The sequence below is a fragment of the Dyadobacter sp. genome, from assembly GCF_039919315.1.
Lineage (GTDB): Bacteria > Bacteroidota > Bacteroidia > Cytophagales > Spirosomataceae > Dyadobacter.
On sequence record NZ_JBDSFX010000090.1, the window covers coordinates 19,094 to 39,777 of the forward strand.

At 46.9% G+C, this 20,684-nt stretch carries 19 protein-coding genes; 15 read left to right on the plus strand and 4 right to left on the minus strand.

Going from position 1 to position 20,684, the window contains the following annotated elements; genetic code table 11:
* The first annotated feature begins 67 nt into the window (after window positions 1-67).
* From ABIO93_RS25690 to ABIO93_RS25720, 7 genes are all read left to right on the plus strand, one after another.
* Window positions 68-607 carry a hypothetical protein gene (locus ABIO93_RS25690; RefSeq protein ID WP_348072863.1) on the plus strand — a complete coding sequence of 180 codons (540 nt, stop codon included), beginning with the start codon at window positions 68-70 and terminating at the stop codon, window positions 605-607.
* Window positions 608-736: 129 nt separating this feature from the next.
* On the plus strand, window positions 737-1,918 hold the full coding sequence (locus ABIO93_RS25695; protein ID WP_348072864.1) for an MFS transporter: 1,182 nt from the start codon (window positions 737-739) through the stop codon (window positions 1,916-1,918).
* 97 nt (window positions 1,919-2,015) lie between these two features.
* Window positions 2,016-3,107, plus strand: coding sequence for an alpha/beta hydrolase (locus ABIO93_RS25700; protein ID WP_348072865.1), 1,092 nt, complete (start codon window positions 2,016-2,018; stop codon window positions 3,105-3,107).
* 40 nt (window positions 3,108-3,147) lie between these two features.
* Window positions 3,148-3,663, plus strand: coding sequence for a cyclophilin-like fold protein (locus ABIO93_RS25705; protein WP_348072866.1), 516 nt, complete (start codon window positions 3,148-3,150; stop codon window positions 3,661-3,663).
* 96 nt (window positions 3,664-3,759) lie between these two features.
* Window positions 3,760-4,260, plus strand: coding sequence for a cupin domain-containing protein (locus tag ABIO93_RS25710; RefSeq protein WP_348072867.1), 501 nt, complete (start codon window positions 3,760-3,762; stop codon window positions 4,258-4,260).
* Between the two features lie 182 nt (window positions 4,261-4,442).
* Entirely contained in the window at window positions 4,443-4,871 is a 429-nt protein-coding gene (locus ABIO93_RS25715) for a cupin domain-containing protein (protein ID WP_348072868.1), read from the plus strand.
* Window positions 4,872-5,125: 254 nt separating this feature from the next.
* On the plus strand, window positions 5,126-5,545 hold the full coding sequence (locus tag ABIO93_RS25720; protein ID WP_348072869.1) for a type II toxin-antitoxin system antitoxin SocA domain-containing protein: 420 nt from the start codon (window positions 5,126-5,128) through the stop codon (window positions 5,543-5,545).
* A 558-nt stretch (window positions 5,546-6,103) separates the two neighbouring features.
* Here ABIO93_RS25720 and ABIO93_RS25725 read toward each other — a convergent pair.
* From ABIO93_RS25725 to ABIO93_RS25735, 3 genes are all read right to left on the minus strand, one after another.
* Window positions 6,104-7,417: a hypothetical protein gene (locus ABIO93_RS25725; protein WP_348072870.1), complete on the minus strand. Its 1,314-nt coding sequence runs from the start codon at window positions 7,415-7,417 to the stop codon at window positions 6,104-6,106.
* Between the two features lie 439 nt (window positions 7,418-7,856).
* Window positions 7,857-8,726 carry a HEPN domain-containing protein gene (locus ABIO93_RS25730; RefSeq protein WP_348072871.1) on the minus strand — a complete coding sequence of 290 codons (870 nt, stop codon included), beginning with the start codon at window positions 8,724-8,726 and terminating at the stop codon, window positions 7,857-7,859.
* Window positions 8,727-8,823: 97 nt separating this feature from the next.
* Window positions 8,824-9,723 (minus strand): helix-turn-helix domain-containing protein, encoded by a 900-nt coding sequence (locus tag ABIO93_RS25735; RefSeq protein WP_348072872.1) that lies wholly within the window; start codon window positions 9,721-9,723, stop codon window positions 8,824-8,826.
* 222 nt (window positions 9,724-9,945) lie between these two features.
* On the opposite strand from ABIO93_RS25735, the gene ABIO93_RS25740 reads away from it, so the two are divergent.
* The 8 genes from ABIO93_RS25740 to ABIO93_RS25775 all read left to right on the plus strand — a co-directional run bounded on the left by ABIO93_RS25740 (window position 9,946) and on the right by ABIO93_RS25775 (window position 20,049).
* Window positions 9,946-10,929 (plus strand): aldo/keto reductase, encoded by a 984-nt coding sequence (locus ABIO93_RS25740; RefSeq protein WP_348072873.1) that lies wholly within the window; start codon window positions 9,946-9,948, stop codon window positions 10,927-10,929.
* A gap of 79 nt (window positions 10,930-11,008) precedes the next feature.
* A complete protein-coding gene (locus tag ABIO93_RS25745; RefSeq protein ID WP_348072874.1) occupies window positions 11,009-11,752 on the plus strand; it encodes an SDR family oxidoreductase in 744 nt (247 codons plus the stop codon).
* 260 nt (window positions 11,753-12,012) lie between these two features.
* Window positions 12,013-12,657: an aldehyde dehydrogenase iron-sulfur subunit PaoA gene (paoA, locus tag ABIO93_RS25750; protein ID WP_348072875.1), complete on the plus strand. Its 645-nt coding sequence runs from the start codon at window positions 12,013-12,015 to the stop codon at window positions 12,655-12,657.
* A gap of 50 nt (window positions 12,658-12,707) precedes the next feature.
* The gene (locus ABIO93_RS25755) at window positions 12,708-13,658 is read left to right on the plus strand and encodes a xanthine dehydrogenase family protein subunit M (RefSeq protein ID WP_348072876.1); all 951 of its coding nucleotides are present in this window, start codon (window positions 12,708-12,710) and stop codon (window positions 13,656-13,658) included.
* A 1-nt stretch (window position 13,659) separates the two neighbouring features.
* Window positions 13,660-15,858: an aldehyde oxidoreductase molybdenum-binding subunit PaoC gene (gene paoC / locus ABIO93_RS25760; protein ID WP_348072877.1), complete on the plus strand. Its 2,199-nt coding sequence runs from the start codon at window positions 13,660-13,662 to the stop codon at window positions 15,856-15,858.
* A gap of 290 nt (window positions 15,859-16,148) precedes the next feature.
* Window positions 16,149-16,781 (plus strand): 2Fe-2S iron-sulfur cluster-binding protein, encoded by a 633-nt coding sequence (locus ABIO93_RS25765; protein WP_348073103.1) that lies wholly within the window; start codon window positions 16,149-16,151, stop codon window positions 16,779-16,781.
* Window positions 16,778-17,797, plus strand: a complete 1,020-nt coding sequence (locus ABIO93_RS25770) for a xanthine dehydrogenase family protein subunit M (RefSeq protein WP_348072878.1) — start codon at window positions 16,778-16,780, stop codon at window positions 17,795-17,797. The genes ABIO93_RS25765 and ABIO93_RS25770 overlap by 4 nt, the downstream gene beginning before the upstream one ends.
* Before the next feature lie 2 nt (window positions 17,798-17,799).
* Complete coding sequence (locus tag ABIO93_RS25775) at window positions 17,800-20,049, plus strand: xanthine dehydrogenase family protein molybdopterin-binding subunit (RefSeq protein ID WP_348072879.1); 2,250 nt, start codon at window positions 17,800-17,802, stop codon at window positions 20,047-20,049.
* 50 nt (window positions 20,050-20,099) lie between these two features.
* Here the strand turns inward: ABIO93_RS25775 and ABIO93_RS25780 are convergent, their stop codons facing one another.
* Complete coding sequence (locus ABIO93_RS25780; protein ID WP_348072880.1) at window positions 20,100-20,510, minus strand: hypothetical protein; 411 nt, start codon at window positions 20,508-20,510, stop codon at window positions 20,100-20,102.
* Between the last annotated feature and the right edge of the window lie 174 nt (window positions 20,511-20,684).

Here is a 20,684-nt window from a genome sequence, read left to right on the forward strand (position 1 = left end):
TCATCATTATAGGGTTGTAACCCGGGGCTACCTTTGTAAACGAAGGCCAACGAGTTATGATCCAGTTATGAGAAATTGCAATGCTTCAGTTCCGGAGAATGTCGGCAATACGAAGCAAAAACTTTTTAAGGTTTATAAAACAGGTTTGGGGTTGGATATTCAGCCGACCTATACGCGCAGGGATTTTGCTAAAATTTACCTTATTACCGGCAAAGCCCATATTTGCGCCAGAGGAAAAGCAATTCATACCAATGAGCCTATCCTGCTTTTCGAGCCGCTTGCGCCTTACTCTTTAAATGAAGTTCAGGGCACCGATCTGAGTTTTGCTTGCCTTTTTTCCAAAGACCTGCTTCAATCTGAATTGTGTTCAAATACTTATCACAAATTGATGGCATCTGCTGCCAAGTCGGGGCCCATATTTTTCCGCCTGGACAACAAACAGAATAACTTCATCGCTGGTGTGTTTGAGCAGATCATTCTGGAACAGGATACGTCCTACTTATTCAGCCATGAGCTATTCTGCAATTATATGAACCTGATACTCCACGAGGTTCTTAAAAAAACGACTGCGAACATCACAGGTTACCAGCCTTTCCATCTCAATTAAATCTTAATCCATTTTACTACTAGCATTGGTCAGTTGTTTGATATCCATAACCTATGGTTTGGTAATCATTATCACAAATGGTGACTAGAGATATAATTTTGCAACATTATAATCATTCGCTTAACCACTATGACAGAAGAAAAATCAATCACAACAGTTCAGGAGCCAAGATGGATTGCGGTGTATTCCATAGCACTTGCAGTAGCCGGACTAATTACCTCCGAATTCCTTCCGGTAAGTATCCTGACCCCGATCGCGCGGGACCTTCAAGTGACAGAAGGGATGGCCGGGCAGGCAATCTCGGTTACGGCATTAATTGCCATGTTTTCCAGTTTGTTTACCGCAATACTGACGAAGAAAATTGACAGGAGGTGGGTACTGTTATCGTTTTCGGTATTACAGATCATTTCAAATATTCTTGTGTCACAGGCATCCTCTTTTGCTGTACTAATGGCTGGCAGGGTGTTGCTCGGTGTGGCAGTAGGTGGTTTTTGGGCCATGTCTACAGCCACAACGATGCGGCTGGTACCACAGCATCTGATCTCAAAAGCCCTTTCCATCGTATTTGCGGCTGTTTCTTTTGCGACCGTACTCGCCGCGCCCCTGGGTAGTTTTTTGGATGAAATTATCGGCTGGCGTAATGTATTTCTGCTGGTATCTGGCATTGGTGTTATTGCGCTGGTTTGGCAGGCTATCGTACTCCCGCCGATGCCGCCAAGCAGCCCTTCGCAGTTGCATACATTGATTTCGGTATTCCGGCGCGAGCATGTAAAAAGAGGAATGCTGGGTGTTACATTTTCATTTGCGGGTTATGCCATTTTCTTCACCTATCTGCGCCCTTTTCTGGAAAACATTACACATGTGCCGGTGGCAATTCTGACAACCATTCTCCTGTTTTACGGTGCCGCCAACTTCTTTGGAGCCATTATTGCCCGGTTTATGATTGACAAAAACCTTTCATTCACCATGGTAGCGATGTCCTTTTTGATGTCCATTGTCACTGCGTTGCTCATTTTCCTGGGAGGTAATATGATCCTTGCGTCGCTGTTTATCGCGGTTTGGGGCTTTGCGTTCGGAAGTGTCCAGGTGGGCTGGCCGACCTGGATTACGCTTGCAGTTCCCGATGAAGCCGAAAGTGGTGGCAGCGTCCTTGTGGCCACAACACAACTTGCCATTACGCTGGGTGCAGGCCTGGGTGGGCTCGTATTTGACCACGTAGGGATTGAAGGCACATTCGGGCTGGGGAGCCTGGTTTGGCTTTGCGCTGCATGGGCAATAGGACGTGCCATGAAAGGGCGTGTACTTGTTTGATATTCATAACATATCGCTTGATATCCATTGGACTTCCTGGTAGATATCCCGCTAATTTTGAACCATTGAAAGATAAATCAAAAAACAAAACTTTAATATGAACAATCTAAAACGGCTCGGTAGCATTGCCATAGCCATCATAGCAATGATAATTAATAGCAAAAGCGCAATGGCTCAGGACTTGTCCAATGGAGCCGATAATTTTTACAAAAGCGACAAAGTGACGATCAAAAAGGTCACTTTCAAGAATCAATACAATATGAAGGTGGCGGGCAACCTATTCACACCAAAAGATTTAGATCAAAAAACCAAAAATGCCGCGATCATTGTCGGTCACCCGATGGGGGCTGTCAAGGAGCAAAGTGCAAACCTTTATGCTACTAAAATGGCTGAAAAAGGATTCGTTACTTTATCGCTGGACCTGTCATTTTGGGGAGAGAGCGAGGGAGAGCCGCGGAATGCGGTCGCCCCGGATATTTATGCCGAAGATTTTAGTGCTGCGGTGGATTACCTGGGTACGCAGGCGTTTGTGGACCCGGAGCGGATTGGTGTGCTGGGGATTTGCGGGAGCGGAAGTTTTGTGATCAGTGCTGCAAAGATCGACCCACGCATGAAAGCCATTGCAACTGTCAGTATGTACGACATGGGAGCGGCTAATCGCAATGCGCTCAATCATTCATTGACCCTGGAAAAACGCAAAAAAATCATCGCCGATGCAGCCCAGCAGCGCTATGCTGAATTCACAGGCAGCGAGCCGAAGCTTACCGGCGGAACGGTTGATGAGCTTACCAAAGCCTCGAACGCTATTGAACAGGAGTTTTATGATTTCTACCGCACAAGACGCGGGGAATATACACCAAAAGGATCCAGTCCGAAATTGACTACACACCCGACGCTTGCGACCAATACCAAGTTTATGAACTTTTACCCCTTCAATGATATCGAGATGATTTCGCCGCGGCCAATGTTGTTCATTGCGGGTGAAAATGCCCATTCCATTGAATTTAGCCAGGATGCTTACAAGCTTGCCGGGCAGCCGAAGGAACTTGTGATTGTACCCGGAGCGGGACATGTTGATCTGTATGACCGGGTAAACCTGATCCCCTGGGACAAACTGGAATCCTTCTTTAAAAAGAACCTTCAATCCAAAACAGAAGGCACAGTTGGACTGCTGCCGGAAAGAAAGTAGTGGCGTAATTTTTCGAATCAAAATATAAATAACACAGCATATGAAACAATCAAGAGTACTCCTGTACCCTTTGCTGATATTTATTCTGGCGATCATGGCATGTAATTCAGACGGTAGCATGGATCCAATTCCCAATAGCGACACAGATCCGGTGAATCCCGGGCAGGAGAATCCCGGCACCGATAGCAGTAACGTGGACACTTCCAGCAACGGTTTGAAAATCATCATTGGTACAAGAACATTCAACGCCACCTTGGTTTCAAACCCCACGGTTACGGCCTTCAAAGCCAGGCTGCCGATGACGGTGAACATGACCGAGTTGAACGGCAATGAAAAGCTTTACAATTTCAGTAGCGCCTTGCCAGCCAATGCTTCCAATCCGCGCAACATCGCAACCGGCGATCTGATGCTTTACGGGTCTGCCACAATGGTGCTCTTTTACGAGTCATTTCCTACTTCATACAGCTATACCAGGCTTGGGAAAATAGACAATCCATCCGGTCTTGCTGCGGCTGTCGGTAACGGTTCGGTTTCTGTGCGTTTTGAATTGGAGTAGAGTGGCGTCGTAAATAGCTTCAAATGAACAGGGAAGAGCTGCCAAGCTGCTTGGTAAATCTCAAATTATTATGATGTCTCACCTAACAATCAACAGATGAAAAAGACCAGAGATAACATTGCAACAAAGCTATTATTGACTTTGGCTGCGGCTGTACTAATCACTTTCCAAGGATTTTCGCAGACGAAAGCTAATGCGGACGCTGAAAAAGCCATTTTTCCGAAAGGCGAACAGGGGCCTGCGTCGAACTTTACAGGTAAAGCCTTCAACTATGGGCTGGTAGCAAATGATTCCACTTATAATACAGTCGTTGGAAATGTGCTTTTTGAGCCTGGTGCGCGATCTAACTGGCACAGGCATCCTGCTGGTCAGATCCTGATCATTACGGCTGGCGAGGGCTATCACCAGATAAAAGGAAAACCGATAGAAAAAATGCGGAAAGGCGACGTCGTGAAATGTCCGCCTAATGTGGAGCATTGGCACGGCGCTAGTCCCGACAGCAGTCTGCACCAAATGTACATCATCCCCAATACCGAAAAAGGGATTGTTGAATGGCTGCAACCAGTCACCGACAAGGAATACAATGCTTTTAAATAACATCTCAGCACCAAAAAATTTATCCTAAGCTAAATGACGATTGCGAAGCAGACCTGGCGTTCAGGTCTGCTTTTGCCAAATGAGAAAACAAGTGCAATTGCTTTGACGTGCAGAAAAGATTACCTGGAAAGACTGCCAGCGGCCTATCAGGAATCAACTAAACTTTAACAAGGACTAGAGATATGGAAATTACAAAAATAGGTTCTCAACCATCCGGTGTCGGCCCCGAAGATTGGTTTACCGGAAAGGTCCGCATTGATGCGTTATTTCAACCAAACGAGTTCAGGCGGGCTCAGGCCGCAAGCGTCACTTTTGAGCCAGGAGCACGCACTGCCTGGCATACCCATCCCTTAGGACAAACACTCATTGTGACGTCCGGAGCCGGCTGGGTGCAAAGGGAAGGTGGTAAAGTGGAGCAGATTTTTCCGGGGGACATTGTTTGGTTTAACGCAGGAGAAAAGCATTGGCATGGTGCAACGGCTACAACCGCCATGACACATATTGCGATCCAGGAACAATTGGACGGTAAAGTTGTAGAATGGATGGAAAAGGTGAAAGATTCTGATTATATAAACCACGAAACGCACCATGGTTTTGACGCGCAGTTATGATTGGCTCGGAATTTTAACGGAGCCTGCCCTCAATCCATTTCACGGTCTTCTTATAGGCGCTACTCAACTTTGAAATTCTGAATGGAAACATCTTGCAGGAAATTTCGTTAATTTGGCCCGAGGATTTGGACTTGTATGTTGACTTGAAATCCGAAACTATACGAAAACACTATACTATGATTGAAATTGATAAGATGCTAAATAAGATTGATTCAGCTATTTTATGCGAGTATATTTTGCAAACCTTTGGAGATATGTCTCATTTGAAGTTGCAAAAGCTGCTTTACTACACCCAAGCTTATCATCTCGCATATTTCAAAAATCCTTTAATCGATGATGATTTTGAGGCATGGGTTCATGGACCTGTATCAAGGAAGGTCTTCGACTTACTGAAAGACAAATCGCTGTTGTACGTTGACCTGAAATATACCGCCGAGGAGAATAACCAATCTCCTGTCGAACATGTACAGTCGAGCTTGACGAGAGAGCAGTTCGATTGGGTTAATTATGTACTCGGGGAATTCAGTACTTTAACCGGCCCGGAACTGGAAGCGCTGACACATTCCGAGGCGCCGTGGATTGATGCAAGGAAAGGCTTTGGGCCCGCCGACCGCTGCAATAACATTATTTCCAAGCCAGCAATGGCCGAATACTATCGGCAGCAGCTTTACTAATGGGACAGCCTAAAATTAAAAGGCATGATATCCAAAGCCCAATAAAGCAAGTTCTGGCAAAAGCAAAGGATGCATCAGCGAAGGATCTCGCGGGGGACGATTGACATAATTCTCTCACCCGGCGCATGTCCCTAGAAGTAGTAAATGACCAGATCGGTTTTGATTTAGAAAGCATCAGGCAGCAAATCTGTTGCTTTTTTCGTTGTTGCGCAGAGGATTGTCGACTTATCGCCGGAGCATGCTGAGAAGAAGCCTGTAGCAGAAAAGGTCGCGCTAGCGCAACCTTTTCAATTCCTTAGGGGTACGGAAAATACTTATTACACCTTGTCAGACATAATAGAGGTAAATTCCGATCCCCCTTTCTGTATCTTTGCTAACACTGTACAACAGCCTCGCTTAGAACAAACATACACTTATATTCACACTTATGCAAAAACGCAACTTAATCTCCAATTGAGTGGATTTACACCAAACTTAAGTTTAGTTCTCAATCACTATACCTCGCACTTTCCCATTTTCAAAGTATATCTACCAAATTTTCTGAATGCCGATGGGGCATTATATGACTTCTGTTAGGTCGTCCTTTAAAATTATTAATTCATCTGGATATATTCCAAACATCTGCTTGAAATCTTCTATAATAACTGATGTTAGCTCATGTACTGGCTTGTTTGAAAGCCATTTATAGTCATACGAGAATTCGCCTTCTTCACTTACCCACTTGTTGACCATATCGAAGAGAATTGAGTATTGAAAAAATGCGTTAAATGTTTGTGAGATTGCATTTTCGTTTTTTCCTTCAAACATTACTGGTTTAACTTCGTCATCGTAGTCATCGATAAACAGAGCATGATGCTTGTTAAAAAGAGAATTTACAATGTCGAAGTCAACGTTTTTGCTGCGGGAGGATCCATAAATTCCAAACCAACAAAAAATATTGGGATGAATAAACTTATCCTCTTGAAATCGTATATACTTGGAAAATAGTACACGAACTGGGAAATTGTAATTCACATAACTGTGATTTTGCTCTTCTTCTAACAGTTTTAAAATGGAATCATTATTGCACCAATCTAGCACTGTCTCTATCGTTCTGTATGATGATTTACATCCGATTTTTTCGCATAGGATACTTTCTATTTCAATATACTCATCTTTTGAGTAGTCCGTGATCATGTTCAAAAAATCTTCTTCACTTTGATGAATGGCATTGCAGAGATTTGTAAAACGAATTCCAGGATCATTTTTGTAGATAAAATTCTCGTAGTCATAAATTTCAATTGGGAATCCGTTTGTCGGATTGATTGCGATGTCACATAGTATTAGAAACAAACCTACAACAGGCTCCAACAAGCTTTCCGGCTTCTCATATTTTGTTATTGTCAGAAACAGCTCAAAAGCCTCCAAATAAATGCCATGCAGCAAGCCTTGATCTTTAAAATCAGAATATGATAAATCCTCATCCAAGGTAAGTGTTAAGTACTGCATCTGGTTAAATGAAGCTTGTCCTTCAAAAATTGCTCTAATTCCAATTGGCGAGATTGACATTGTGGACTCTATGTAAAACCCATCGACCTTATGATTTGCCAAGTCTTCAAAGCTTCTTCGCCATTCGTTTGTCTTAGGAAGAAAAGAGAATTCGCGATCAATCGTGGATGCCACCGTGTTTATTGCTTTGTTCCAGAACTCATGAAAACAGTGGCCCATATTGAGAAAAAATCGATGATCCTTTTCAATATTGTATATATTCAAATTGTTAAATAGAAATTGCTTTGCATATTCAATATCGTGATATGTATTTAAGATAAAATTCAATTCTTGAATATCAGCTTCATTGTGTTTAGCAACATATAGCTGATCAAACTTTTTCAATGACTTATATTTTAGACCTTTATTAACCAGAGTTTTTAGGGGATCAAAACACAAAGAAGAGAACGATGGACCGGCCAAACTGAAAAGAAAACCTAAATTGGACCCTATATGTTGCCACCAATGAATGTTTTCGTGTATTGACGTAGAATTTGCCCGAATTGCGTCTTCATTGAACTCTTCGTTTTGAAGAGAGCTGCGTACGTCATCTCTTAATCGTAGTACGAATTGAAATGTGCTATATGATCCTTTCGTTGAACTCCCGTTTAGCCTTGTGAAAATATTTCATCTGGCAATAGTTCGTCAGGATTTAGTTTCATTTTTTGCCAATTTATTTGATAATTAATGATAGGTCTTTAGCAAATTTATATAGTTTGATTAGGTACTCTGATTTGAAATCCGGATATAATCTCCAAAAGTTCTTAACAGATCAACAAAAACATTAACCATCACCAAGCCCCGCAATCCGCTCCCGACAAATCCGCTCCGTCAAATCCCGCAACAACGCCACCCGACCACCCAAATACTCCAACTCCTCCTTCTCAATCTTGTAATTCCTATTATACCTCGCATCAATATACGCCTTTTTCAAAAGTACAAACAGCCGCTTCTCTTCCTCAGTCTTCATTGGAAAAACAGTCGCAAACTCAGCATGTTGCTTGATGACCTGATTTCCCAAAATTTCAATGTCGTGAATTCTAGGCTTATAATCGGTGAATACTAGGAGAATAGCTGCATAGTATCTTTCCGTAGCTTGATGAAGTTCGAATGCTGCATTATTATAATATGCTGACCTGCCAGCTGCTTTTTGACACAAAAAGTCGAAGGTTTCCACAAATAGATTTGCACTTTCAAACCAATGCTCAAATTCCTCAGTCGATTTCTCGATACGTTGTGTGCGATTAAGGTCTTTGGGTTCGGATAAGGAGAATTTTCCGGAATCAAAAAGCATGATTCCTTCTTTCAAAATATCGACAAAGAAGTAGTAATTGCGCTCGATCTTGTCGTTTACAAAACCAATGCTGTGATAGATGACGCTAGTCCTGGTAATGTCCTCATTGGCCATGAGCTCTTTGTCGAGATCCCACCATTTCTTGCCTTGCTTGGCTGAGAGCCTGTCTTTGGTGACAATAAGGATGTCAAAATCGCTCACATACTCATATTTTTCCTGGTAATCCTCGACCCAGTCGCCCCGCGCATAGCTGCCGAAGAGGATGACCATTTCAGCCGGGACTTTATCGATGACAATTTTGGTGAGCGCTTGTAACTGGTCTTGCTTGTTTTGTGGTAGATGAGAGAGGGAAATCTTCATTCGTGTGTGGGGGTTTTAGAATTTTTGGAAAGATACAAAATTTCAAAAACCATTTATGGCATGCGCTAGTATCTCATCGTTTGTGATCATATGCATGCTAATTCAAATTTTGAAGTCCGCGAAATGCATTAGGCGTTTGTCCCACGCGCTGTTTGAATAGCCTTGAAAAATGCTGGGGATATTTGAACCCCATTTCAAATGCGATCTCGCTTACTGATTTCGTCTGGTCAAAGATTCTTTCTTTGGCTACATCAATCAGTTTTGCCTGAATATAGTCCTGAGCGGTTTGGCCGGTTTCTTTTCTGACCAGATCCCCAAAATACTTTGTTGACAAGTTAAGTTCAGTCGCGAAATACGCCACCGAGGGTAATCCGATGATACTGGGCTTATCTGACAAAAAGTAGTTGGTCAGAAGCGTTTCAAAACGTTCAAGAATACCTTTGTGCACCGTATCGCGGGTAAGAAATTGCCGGTCGTAAAAGCGTTTGCAGTAATCTAAAAACAGCTCTATATTGGAAACGATCAGCTTCCTGCTATGGTGATCGAGCGCATGTTCGAGTTCATAGTTGATTTTTGCAAGACAGTCCAGCACAATCTGCTTTTCCCGCTCGGAGATATGCAAAGATTCGTGGGTCTGGTAGCTAAAAAAGCTGTATTCATGAATGTGCTGGTTGAGTGAAGTACCGTGCAGAAGATCGGGATGAAAGACCAGCGCATAGCCGTTAGGCCTGTATGTTTCATTTTCAATACTCACCACCTGGCCAGGCGCAAAGAAAACGAGCGTGCCTTCCTGATAATCGTAATACTGCTTGCCATAGTGCAAGTCGCCGCATGCTACTCCTTTTAGCATGACAAAGTACAGCCCCAAATACATGGTTTTGATCCGCCGCGTGTCAGCTTTTGATAGGTCTACAACCGTCACCAAAGGATGCAGCGTTTCGTGCTGATTGAATGCATTGTATTCACTTACCGAATCAAAGCGGACCTGATTTTCCATTATCTTTTTTGTTAACTGATACCAAATTACAGATTTCAACAGCGCTTCGCTAGCTACCGATTATGAATCTGGAACATTGGTATAAATATCAGGAATATGTATACAAAGTGATTGTGAAAATGGCCGGAGCTTTGTGATACAATAATCGGAGCTTGATGGCAAAGATTATGGCAGTCTTCTAATTGGCTGGCGATTTGAATGATGAATTCGGTAATTAAAAATATGGAAAAGCGAATATTAGGAAAAAGTGGGCTGGAAGTTTCAGCAGTTGGCCTGGGATGCATGGGGCTGAGCTTCGGATATGGGCCAGCAACTGAAAAGCAGGAAGCCATTAAGCTGATCCGCAGAGCCGTGGAGCTAGGTGTTACTTTTTTTGACACAGCCGAGGTGTATGGACCATTTGCCAATGAAGAATTGCTTGGCGAGGCTTTGGAGCCATTTAGCAAGGATGTGGTGATCGCGACAAAATTTGGCTTTAAGAACGGGTTGCCAATGTTAGGACTCGACAGTCGGCCTGAAAACATCCGCGCCGTCGCCGAAGCATCATTAAAACGTTTGCGTACGGACGTAATAGACCTGTTTTACCAGCATCGGGTAGATCCCAATGTGCCGATTGAGGACGTTGCCGGTGCCGTAAAGGATTTGATCAAAGAAGGAAAAGTGAAACATTTCGGCCTTTCGGAGGCGGGCGTTGCGACCATTCGCCGCTCACATGCCGTCCAGCCGGTTGCCGCATTGCAAAGTGAATATTCGCTTTGGTGGAAAGAACCTGAGGCAGAAATACTGCCTACATTGGAAGAGCTGGGAATTGGCTTTGTGCCATTCAGCCCGCTGGGGAAGGGTTTTCTTACCGGTAAAATCAATGCCGACACCACGTTTGACAAAACTGATTTCCGTAATAAGGTCCCTCGTTTTGCAGAGGAAAACAGGAAAGTAAACCAAAATCTGGTGGATCGGCTGGGGCATATTGCAACCCAAAAACAAGCAACTGCTGCACAAATTGCATTGGCCTGGCTGCTGGCCCAAAAAACGTGGATCGTCCCCATTCCGGGAACCACAAAACTCCACCGCCTCGAAGAAAACCTTGGTGCTGTTAATATTCAATTGAGCGAAAATGATCTGAGCGAAATCAATGCGGCGGTTTCGCAGATTGAGATTATGGGTGCGCGCTACCCGGCCGAAATGCAAAAACAAGTTGAACGATAACGCACCGCAATTTTCGTTGGACGCAGTTGGAGAATAGCATTATAAATCAGTAAAAAGTAAAATCGGATTGTCAATAATAATGGAAAATATCAAAGGAAAAGTAATTGTAATTACCGGCGCAAGCAGCGGCATGGGCGAAGCAGCCGCAAAGCATTTGGCAAAGCTGGGAGCATCCGTTGTGCTCGGCGCCAGAAGAGCAGATAAAATTGAAAAGCTGGCAAAAGAAATCAATGACAATGGCGGGAAATCGCTTGCAATCGCCGTGGACGTGACCAAAAGGGATCAGGTAAAGCAATTAGTCGATTCAGCAGTTAAGCAATTCGGACGGGTGGACGTGATCCTTAACAACGCAGGAATAATGCCGTTATCACCGATAGACCGCCTCAATGTCGAAGAGTGGGACACCATGATCGATGTGAACATCAAGGGCGTGCTCAATGGAATTGCCGCTGTTTTACCTTATATGAAAGAACAGAAGTCAGGCCAGATTATCAAGACATCCTCGGTGGCAGGACATAAAATATTCGGCGGTTCTGCGGTTTATTCCGCTACTAAGTTCGCCGTGCGGGCATTGACCGAAGGTTTACGGATGGAGGTGAAGCCCTACAATATCCGCACCACAATCGTTTGTCCCGGCGCAGTGAAGACAGAGCTGCTAGAACATATCACAGAGGCCGATATCCAGAAAGCAAATCAGGATTATGTAGGAACCGTCGGAATCAGTCCCGAAAGCTTTGCGCGTGTGGTTGCTTTTGCGATCAGTCAGCCGGACGACGTAGATATCAATGAAGTGATCTTCCGCCCAACGGCCCAGGAACTATAACAGTGCCAGTTGGGCGGCTAAGCAGAAGTATATGAAATTAGGCAAAATGGTTTTACATCCTGGTCATGAGACGGTCGGTAGTTTGATATTCATAATCAATTATTTGATATCCTAAATTCTCGGCAACCAGATTAGTTCATATTGCGGATATTGAAACAGTGCAGAATACTCACGGTTTTGTGATAATTTCTGATGAACTAAATAACTTATTACGATATAGCTAATGTTAGTTACCGAGTTTTAGATAAAAGGGCGAAACTATGAAAGATGAAAATTCAGCGGGCAGCATGAGCAGGCGCGAAATGCTGGCCGGGACTGCCATAGCGGTTACTGCTCTGGCCATTACGAAGGTAACCGGACTGGAGGCGGAGCCTGCGGCACAGATAGTTACACCAGTTGTCTCGGCCGGAGTTTCATTTACTGTGAACGGAAAGGTCCAAAAACTGGAAATGGATACCAGAACAACCTTACTGGACGCGCTCAGAGAGAAGTTGTTTTTGACCGGAACTAAAAAAGGTTGTGACCATGGACAGTGCGGTGCCTGTACGGTGCTTGTAAATGGAAAGCGCATCAATTCATGCCTTTCGCTCGCATTGCAACACGAATCGGACTCGATCACTACGATCGAGGGGCTCGGAACACCTGAGCAGCTGCATCCTATGCAGTCGGCATTTATAAAACATGACGGATACCAATGCGGCTATTGCACGCCTGGTCAGATTTGTTCAGCCGTGGCTGTTCTTGAAGAAATAAAGGCAGGTATTCCCAGCCATGCCAGTGCTGATCTGAATGCGCAGATGGCTTTTACCAACACGGAATTCAGGGAAAGAATGAGCGGGAATATCTGCCGGTGCGGCGCATACTCCAACATTGCCGAAGCTGCGGCGGAGGTTGCAGGCGCGTGAGGCAGATAAAGCCTTGCTGCATCATTTTCACGTAATAGACATTCAACCCAATGAAATCATTCACATACGAGCGCGTTACCACGCTGGCCGAGGCGGCCGCAGCTGTTGCAGCTAAGCCAGGTGCTAAATTTTTGGCAGGAGGTACAAACCTGCTTGATCTGATGAAATTACAGATCGAGACGCCAGCCCACCTGATCGATATAGGCCGGATCGGGCTGGACAAAATTGAACAGACAACTAATGGCGGTGTAAGGATAGGAGCGCTGGTCAGTAACACGGACCTTGCAGCAGACCCACATATCCGTAAAGACTACGGCGTTTTATCCAGGGCATTGCTTGCCGGAGCTTCCGGTCAGCTTCGCAATAAGGCAACCACCGCTGGCAACCTTTTGCAGCGCACGCGTTGCCCCTATTTTTATGATACCAACCAGCAATGCAACAAACGGGTGCCCGGCAGCGGGTGTGCCGCAATTGCCGGTTTCAGCAAACAACTTGCTGTCATCGGGAGCAGTGACGCCTGCATAGCGACTTATCCCGGCGATATGGCCGTGGCCATGACGGCCCTGGACGCAGTGGTTGAAACCATCAATCCAGCTGGCAAAACCCGGATGATCCCCATTTCGCAACTTTATCGTTTGCCGGGAAAAACCCCACATCTGGAAACTAACCTGGAAAAGAATGAGCTGATTACCGCCGTAGTGTTGCCTGCCCCGGTCGGAGGCACGCATATCTATCACAAAGTCCGCGACCGGGCATCTTACGCATTTGCACTGGTGTCGGTTGCCGCCATTTTGTTTAAAGGTGGAAGTGGTAGGATTGCCGTTGGGGGTGTTGCTCCGAAGCCCTGGCGTGTTCCGGGCGCAGAAAGCCTGTTAACATCGAGTGCTAAGACATTTACTGCAAAACTGATGGAAGGCGCCAGGCCGACCAAGGACAATGAATTTAAACTCAGCCTGGTAGAGCGCACCATTGAACTAGTCTTAAAAGAAGGGAAAAACTGATATGAAATTCGACAAACCAGCAGGGCAAAACCCCATCGATCAGTTAAAGGTCGTTGGCAAGCCAACCGACCGTGTTGAAGGCCCTTTGAAAACAACAGGTACTGCCAAATATGCTTATGAATACAATGAGGAGGTTACTAATCCTGCTTACGGCTATATTTTAGGTGCCGCCATCGCGCGCGGGACTATTACGCGCATTGACCAGTCCGCCGCCAAAGCTGCGCCAGGTGTATTAGCAATTGTAACCGCTGCTAATGCCGGTCCGTTGCAGGCTGGCAAGTTTTACGTCAGCCGTTTTCTGGCCGGGCCGCAGGTTGATCATTACCATCAGGCCGTTGCCATTGTTGTAGCGGAAACTTTCGAACAGGCACGGTCCGCGGCCGCGCTCTTGAAGGTTGAATACAAAAAACAATCAGGCAGTTATGACCTGGAAGCTTCAAAAGACAGTGCCGGGCCTCCTTCGCCAGGTCCATACACGCCCCCGGCTGAAACGCGTACAGGCGATTTCGAAGGTGCATTTGAAACGGCCCAGGTAAAATTAGATCAATCTTACTCTACACCTGATCAGGCGCACGCGATGATGGAGCCTCATGCAACCATTGCGAAATGGGAGGGGGAAAAGCTCACCTGCTGGTGTACCATACAGCAGCTCAACTGGGGCGTGCGCGACCTTGCGTTTATTCTGGGAATACCCAAAGAAAATGTGCGGCTTATCTCAGCTTACATCGGCGGAGGCTTTGGGGGAAAAGGTACGGTGCTTTCGGATCTGGTAGCGGCAAGTCTGGCGTCTCGTGCCGTTGGTCGGCCGGTAAAGCTGACGTTGCAGCGTCCCTTGATGTTTAACAACACAATCCACCGTCCCAAAACCATCCAGCGGATAAGGATCGGGGCAAAGACTGATGGAACCATCACGGCGATAGGTCATGAAAGCTGGTCAGGGAATCTTCCAGGGGGCATGACCGAATCAACTATCGCATCAACGCGACTCCTATATGCTGGCGCCAACAGGCTCACCAGGCTCCGGTTGGCTGTTTTACACCTTGTTGAGGGCAGTGCCATGCGCGCACCAGGAGAGGCATCGGGTATGATGGCTCTGGAAATAGCAATGGATGAAATGGCTGAAAAGCTGCAAATGGATCCAGTAGATTTCCGGATCAAAAATGATACACAGGAAGATCCCGAAAAACCGGGACGTAAATTTTCCACACGTAAACTAGTGGAATGTCTGCAGACTGGAGCCGACAAATTTGGCTGGGAGAAACGGAATGCCAAAACAGGTGCAATTAAGGAAGGGGATTGGCTCATCGGAATGGGCGTAGCATCTGCTATGCGTGGAGCGCCCATTACCAAGTCAGCAGCACGTGTACGCCTTGACAATAGTGGTAAGATTACTGTAGAAACAGATATGACCGATCTCGGTACGGGCACCTACACCATTATCGCACAGACAGCCGCAGAGATGATGGGTGTTGGGATCGATCAGGTTAAGGTAAAGCTTGGTGATTCGTCCTTCCCGGAATCATCAGGGTCTGGCGGGCAATTGGGCGCGGCGTCTTCGACTTCCGGGGTGTATGCTGCATGTATGAAACTGCGTGAAGCAGTGGCTAATAAGCTTGGTTTTGATGTAGAGAAAGCGCGGTTTTCCGATGGACGTGTTCAGGCTGGTGATCGCAGCGCTGCCCTGGGTGAGGCTGCCAAAGATGGGGAGCTTGTTGCGGAAGATGAGATGACGTACGGCGAACTTTCCAAACAATTTGCACAGGATACATTCGGGGCCCATTTTGTTGAGGTGGGCGTGAATGCATTTACATTTGAGATCCGTGTAAGAAGAATGCTGGCCGTATGCCACGCAGGGCGGATACTGAACCCGAAAGCCGCTCGCAGCCAGGTAATTGGCGCAATGACGATGGGCGTTGGAGCGGCGCTGATGGAGGAAATGGTGGTTGACAAGCGGGTGGGCTTCTTTGTAAATCATGACCTGGCAGGTTACGAAGTTCCTGTTCATGCAGACATCCCGCACCAGGAAGTAATCTTGCTGGAAGATATTGACCCAACGATGTCACCCATGAAAGCGAAGGGGATTGGCGAGCTGGGCATTGTTGGCGTGGCAGCGGCTGTGGCCAATGCGGTTTACAATGCGACTGGAATCAGGGTTCGGGATTACCCTGTTACACTGGACAAGCTTTTGAGAAAAGTTTGATAGATAAATAGGGACTGAAAATAAATCACGAGACGCACCAGAGCGAAAATATCATTCTTAAATCACACCATTTATAACGGTTAAGTGCCCCATGATCAGGTAATGGGCCTATCGATCTACAATTTAATAATATCTGCGGCCGGGATTGCCAACCTTAAAGTGACCACTTATGAGCATACAGCAGAAGTAGACCGTGTCATAATCACAGAACGTTCGCATGATTTTAGTAATAGTGTAAAAGCATTTGCCCAGTCATGATAAGAACTGAGTCATATACCATCAACATCACCATGGAGAACGAAAATAATGCCGGGGAGCCGGAAATCACTGGTGCATCGCGGCGTGCATTCCTGAAACAATCGTCCGCGCTCGCTGCCTTTGCGCTGACTCCGCCCGGCGCGGTACACGCCGTTGAAAAGGGGCTGGACGAAAAGGTGGCGGTAGCTTTTGAACAGCAACCACTTCGAGTTGAGATCAACGGTGTAGCCCAACAATTGTCCGTAGAGCCACGGGTGACTTTGCTGGACCTGCTTCGCGAACAGTTAAACCTTACCGGCACCAAAAAAGGCTGCGATCACGGTCAATGCGGGGCCTGCACGGTGCATGTCGATGGCCAGCGCGTCAATTCCTGTCTCACACTGGCACTTACCACGGAAGGAAGCAAAGTCACGACGATCGAGGGATTGGGTAGTGTCGACAAACTGCATCCGATGCAGGAAGCATTTATCAAGCACGATGGATTTCAATGCGGCTATTGCACGCCCGGCCAGATCATGTCGGCCGTTGCCTGCATTAATGAAGGGCACGCGAATTCGCCTGACGAGGTGCGGGAATATATGAGTGGAAATATCTGCCGATGCGGCGCATATGCGAACATTGTGGAAGCTATTATGGAAGTTAAATCGAAAGGAGGCCGGATATGAACCCATTTCAATTCACGCGTGCAAACACGCCCCAGGCAGCAGTATCAGCCGTTTCAAAGGAAAGCGGAGCCTACTTTTTGGCCGGTGGAACAAATCTGATCGACCTTGTTAAGAGGGAAGTTATCATTCCCGAGCGGCTCGTCGACATCAACCGTTTGCCCCTGGCGACGATTGAAGAAACTACGTCCGGTATCCGCATCGGCGCGATGGCGAAAAACTCGGTGGTTGCCGATCATGCACTCATCAAAAAACATTTCCCATTGTTATCAATGGCCTTAAATGCTGGCGCTTCTGCCCAACTTCGAAATATGGCTACTGTGGGTGGAAATATGATGCAGCGCACACGCTGTCCCTATTTTTATGATCATTCCATGCCTTGCAACAAACGCGGTCCGGTTCAGTCGGGGCCGTCGAAAGGCCAGCCCAATGGTCCGGCGGGATGCGGCGCGATCGGCGGTGTTAACCGGATGCACGCGATTTTCGGTACTTCGGAAAAATGCATTGCCGTGCACCCCAGCGACATGTGCATTGCGCTTGCAGCACTGGATGCGACGGTCAATGTGACTGGGCCGAGAGGCAACCGCAGCATTCCTTTCGCCCAATTCCATCGCCTGCCGGGTGATGCGCCGCAGAAGGATAACACGCTGTCGCCGGGGGAATTGATCCTTTCAGTAGATATCCCTAGGAATGAATTCGCGAAATACACGCATTATCTTAAAGTACGCGACCGCACTTCCTATGCATTCGCGCTCGTGTCAGTGGGGGTTGCCGCGGATATGAAAGGCAAGACGATCCAGGATATCAGGCTGGCCATGGGCGGCGTTGCGCATAAGCCCTGGCGGCTGGCCGACTCGGAACGTTTTCTGAAAGGGAAAGAAGCTACCCTCGAAAATTTCAAACAAGCCGCCACGCTGGCCATGCAGGGCGCGAAAGGTTATGGCGAAAATGATTTCAAACTAACCTTAGCTCCAAATTCCATTATTGAAGCACTTCAAATCGCTACTCAAACCGTGTGACCATGAAAAAAGATACAAAGAATCCACCGCTTGACCGGGTTGACGGGCGAATGAAAGTGACAGGCGGGGCCAAATACTTTGCCGACTTCGCCATTCCGAATATGACCTATTGTGTCATCGTAGGCAGTGAAATCGCGCGTGGAACCATTACCAGTATAGATACTAAAAAAGCGCAGGGCGCTCCTGGCGTACTGGGCGTATTTACCCACCAAAATATGCCTCCGATCCCTGGCTGGGATGCGCCGGCAAGCAAGCAGGCGGACGGACCGCCACCCAAACCTGATACCGAAGAAAAGTACCGCATGCTAGGCAGTCCCAAAATCCTGTTCGACGGCCAGCCTATTGCCATGGTTGTCGCCGATACCTACGAACGCGCGACCTACGCCGCATCACTGGTCAAAGCCATTTACAGCAAACAAACTGCCCGGACGGATCTTGAAAAACATAAAAAAGAAGAGATCACGCCCAAAGGCGGTGATTATTCGCGGGGTAATGCAAAAGCTTTCGAATCGGCGCCGGTGCAGCTGGAATCAGCATATACAATTCCGATTGAAGTGCATAACCCAATGGAATTGCATGGGATTGTTGCGCACTGGACCGGCGCGGACCAGCTGATGATCTATGCCAAAACGCAGGGCGTCAATTCAACCCAGCAGGCGATGGCGCAGGCATTTAAACTAGACCCGAAAAACATCCATGTGCACACCGAGTTTATGGGAGGCGGGTTTGGAATGGGATTACGCACCTGGCCGCAGGAAACCGCGACCGTGGCCATTGCCAAAAAAGTAGGGCGACCGGTAAAGCTGGTGATGAACCGGAGCCAAATGTTTACCATGGTCGGCCACCGGCCTTACACGGCGCAGTCCATTCAAATGGGCGCAGACAAAAACGGCAAGCTCGTCTCCATTCATCACGCAGCCACGGCGGAAACGGCTAAATACGAAGACTTTACGGAAGCGACCGTCAACATGACAAAGTTTATGTACGACTGTCCGAATGTAAGCACGCGCTACCGCCTGGTGCGCCTCGATCGCAGTGTGCCGATCTGGATGCGCGGGCCGGGCGAAGCGACCGGTGCATTTGCATTGGAATCGGCCATGGATGAAATGGCGCACAAGCTTAACATGGACCCGATTGAATTTCGACTTAAAAACTACACTGAAACCGATCCAGAACATAACCGGCCGTATTCAAGCAAACACCTTAAGGAAGCCTACGAGCGCGGTGCAGAGGCTATCGGCTGGAAAGAGCGGAAAAACGAGCCGGGCAGCAGTAAGGAAGACAACTGGCTCACAGGTTATGGCATGAGCACGGGCGTTTTTAATGCATTCAGATGGGAAGCGTCGGCGAGAGTGGTGCTCAATGCGGACGGGTCGCTGGTCGTGCAAAGCGCGGTGACCGATATCGGTCCGGGAACGGGTACAGCTTTGACGATGATTGCGCACAATGTGCTGGATGTTCCTTTCGAGCGTATTAAGGTAGAGTACGGCGACACGTCGTTGCCGAAAGCGCCAAGCCAGGGCGGTTCGGCGATTGTGTCCGCGGTAGGCTCTGCTGTTTTTGATACTTGTACAAAAATCAAAAATGAGCTATTTGAACTTGCAACAAAAGCAGGTGCGCCGCTTGCGGGTAGCAATGCCGCCGACCTTTCAATCGAAAGCGGAAATGTTTTTATCTCAAACAGTCCTTCAAAAAAGGTGGCGGTAATTGAATTAATGAAAGCCAATGATCTGCCTTTAACTGCCCAAACCGCCGACTCGAAAGGGAGCGCGGAGCTGGAAAAATATTCGATGTATTCGTTCTCCGTGCATTTTGTAAAAGTAAAAGTCAATGCGCTCACAGGTACTGTTGGTGTGACCAAAGTGGTCAGCGTAGCCGATTCGGGCCGCATTATTAGTCCAAAAACAGCAGCTAGTCAAATGATTGGCGGCGTGACGGGCGGAATTGGAATGGCGCTGACGGAAGAAGCGATTATTGATCACCGCTTTGGCAGGTTTGTCAACAACAACCTGGCCGATTATCATGTGGCCGTGCACGCTGATGTGCCCTCGATCGAAACCATTTTTATTGATAAACCCGACCCGATCATTAACCCGATGGGCGCAAAGGGAATGGGTGAGATTGCATTGATCGGATTTTCTGCGGCGGTTGCAAATGCGGTTTTTAATGCAACTGGTAAGCGGATCAGGCAGTTACCAATCACGCCGGATAAGGTCATGCCGGGTTGGGAATTCCGTGCTGTGGGCAATTGATTTGCGGTTCCCAGTTTTAAAAAAACGTCCACCAGAATGTACGTCATTGGTCAGCGTTGATGACAAAAAGAAAAAATGAATATATGATTATGTAGGCTGGGTTCCGTCCTGCTTTTCATGATCTTTTTCCAAAGATATTTTTCAGCTGTCTCTATCATTGTCCTGTAAGAATCTGCATTCGCCATTTGCTCATTGATTGTTTTGATTTCGTTCCCGATTACTGTTTCCGTATCCAGGTACTGGTCCGTAAAGTTGGCAAGAGGGACTTCGAACATCTGATACATGGCGCCGGGTTCAAAAACGCCTTTCAGCATCAGGTAATTATCTGCCAAATGCAAGTTCAGCCTCGATATCTGCTGTCCTGACAAATAATTGGAGGTTCGGCGATTGATTTCACCGGTTTGCTGGTTGATACTGGTCAGCGTGGCCCTGTGATTGAAGGTAAGGCATTGTTTCAACACAGAGAGGATATGATTTGATCAGTTGCGGGGCGTTGCGATTCACCCTAAAATGAAGCAGCAGATAGTGCTTTACGTATGAAAGTAAGTGCTTGGAGGGTTGAATATGCTTATAGATCATTAGCTATGGCATTATCTTGAAAGGTTAGTCAAAAAGGAAGTGCCTTACAAATCAGT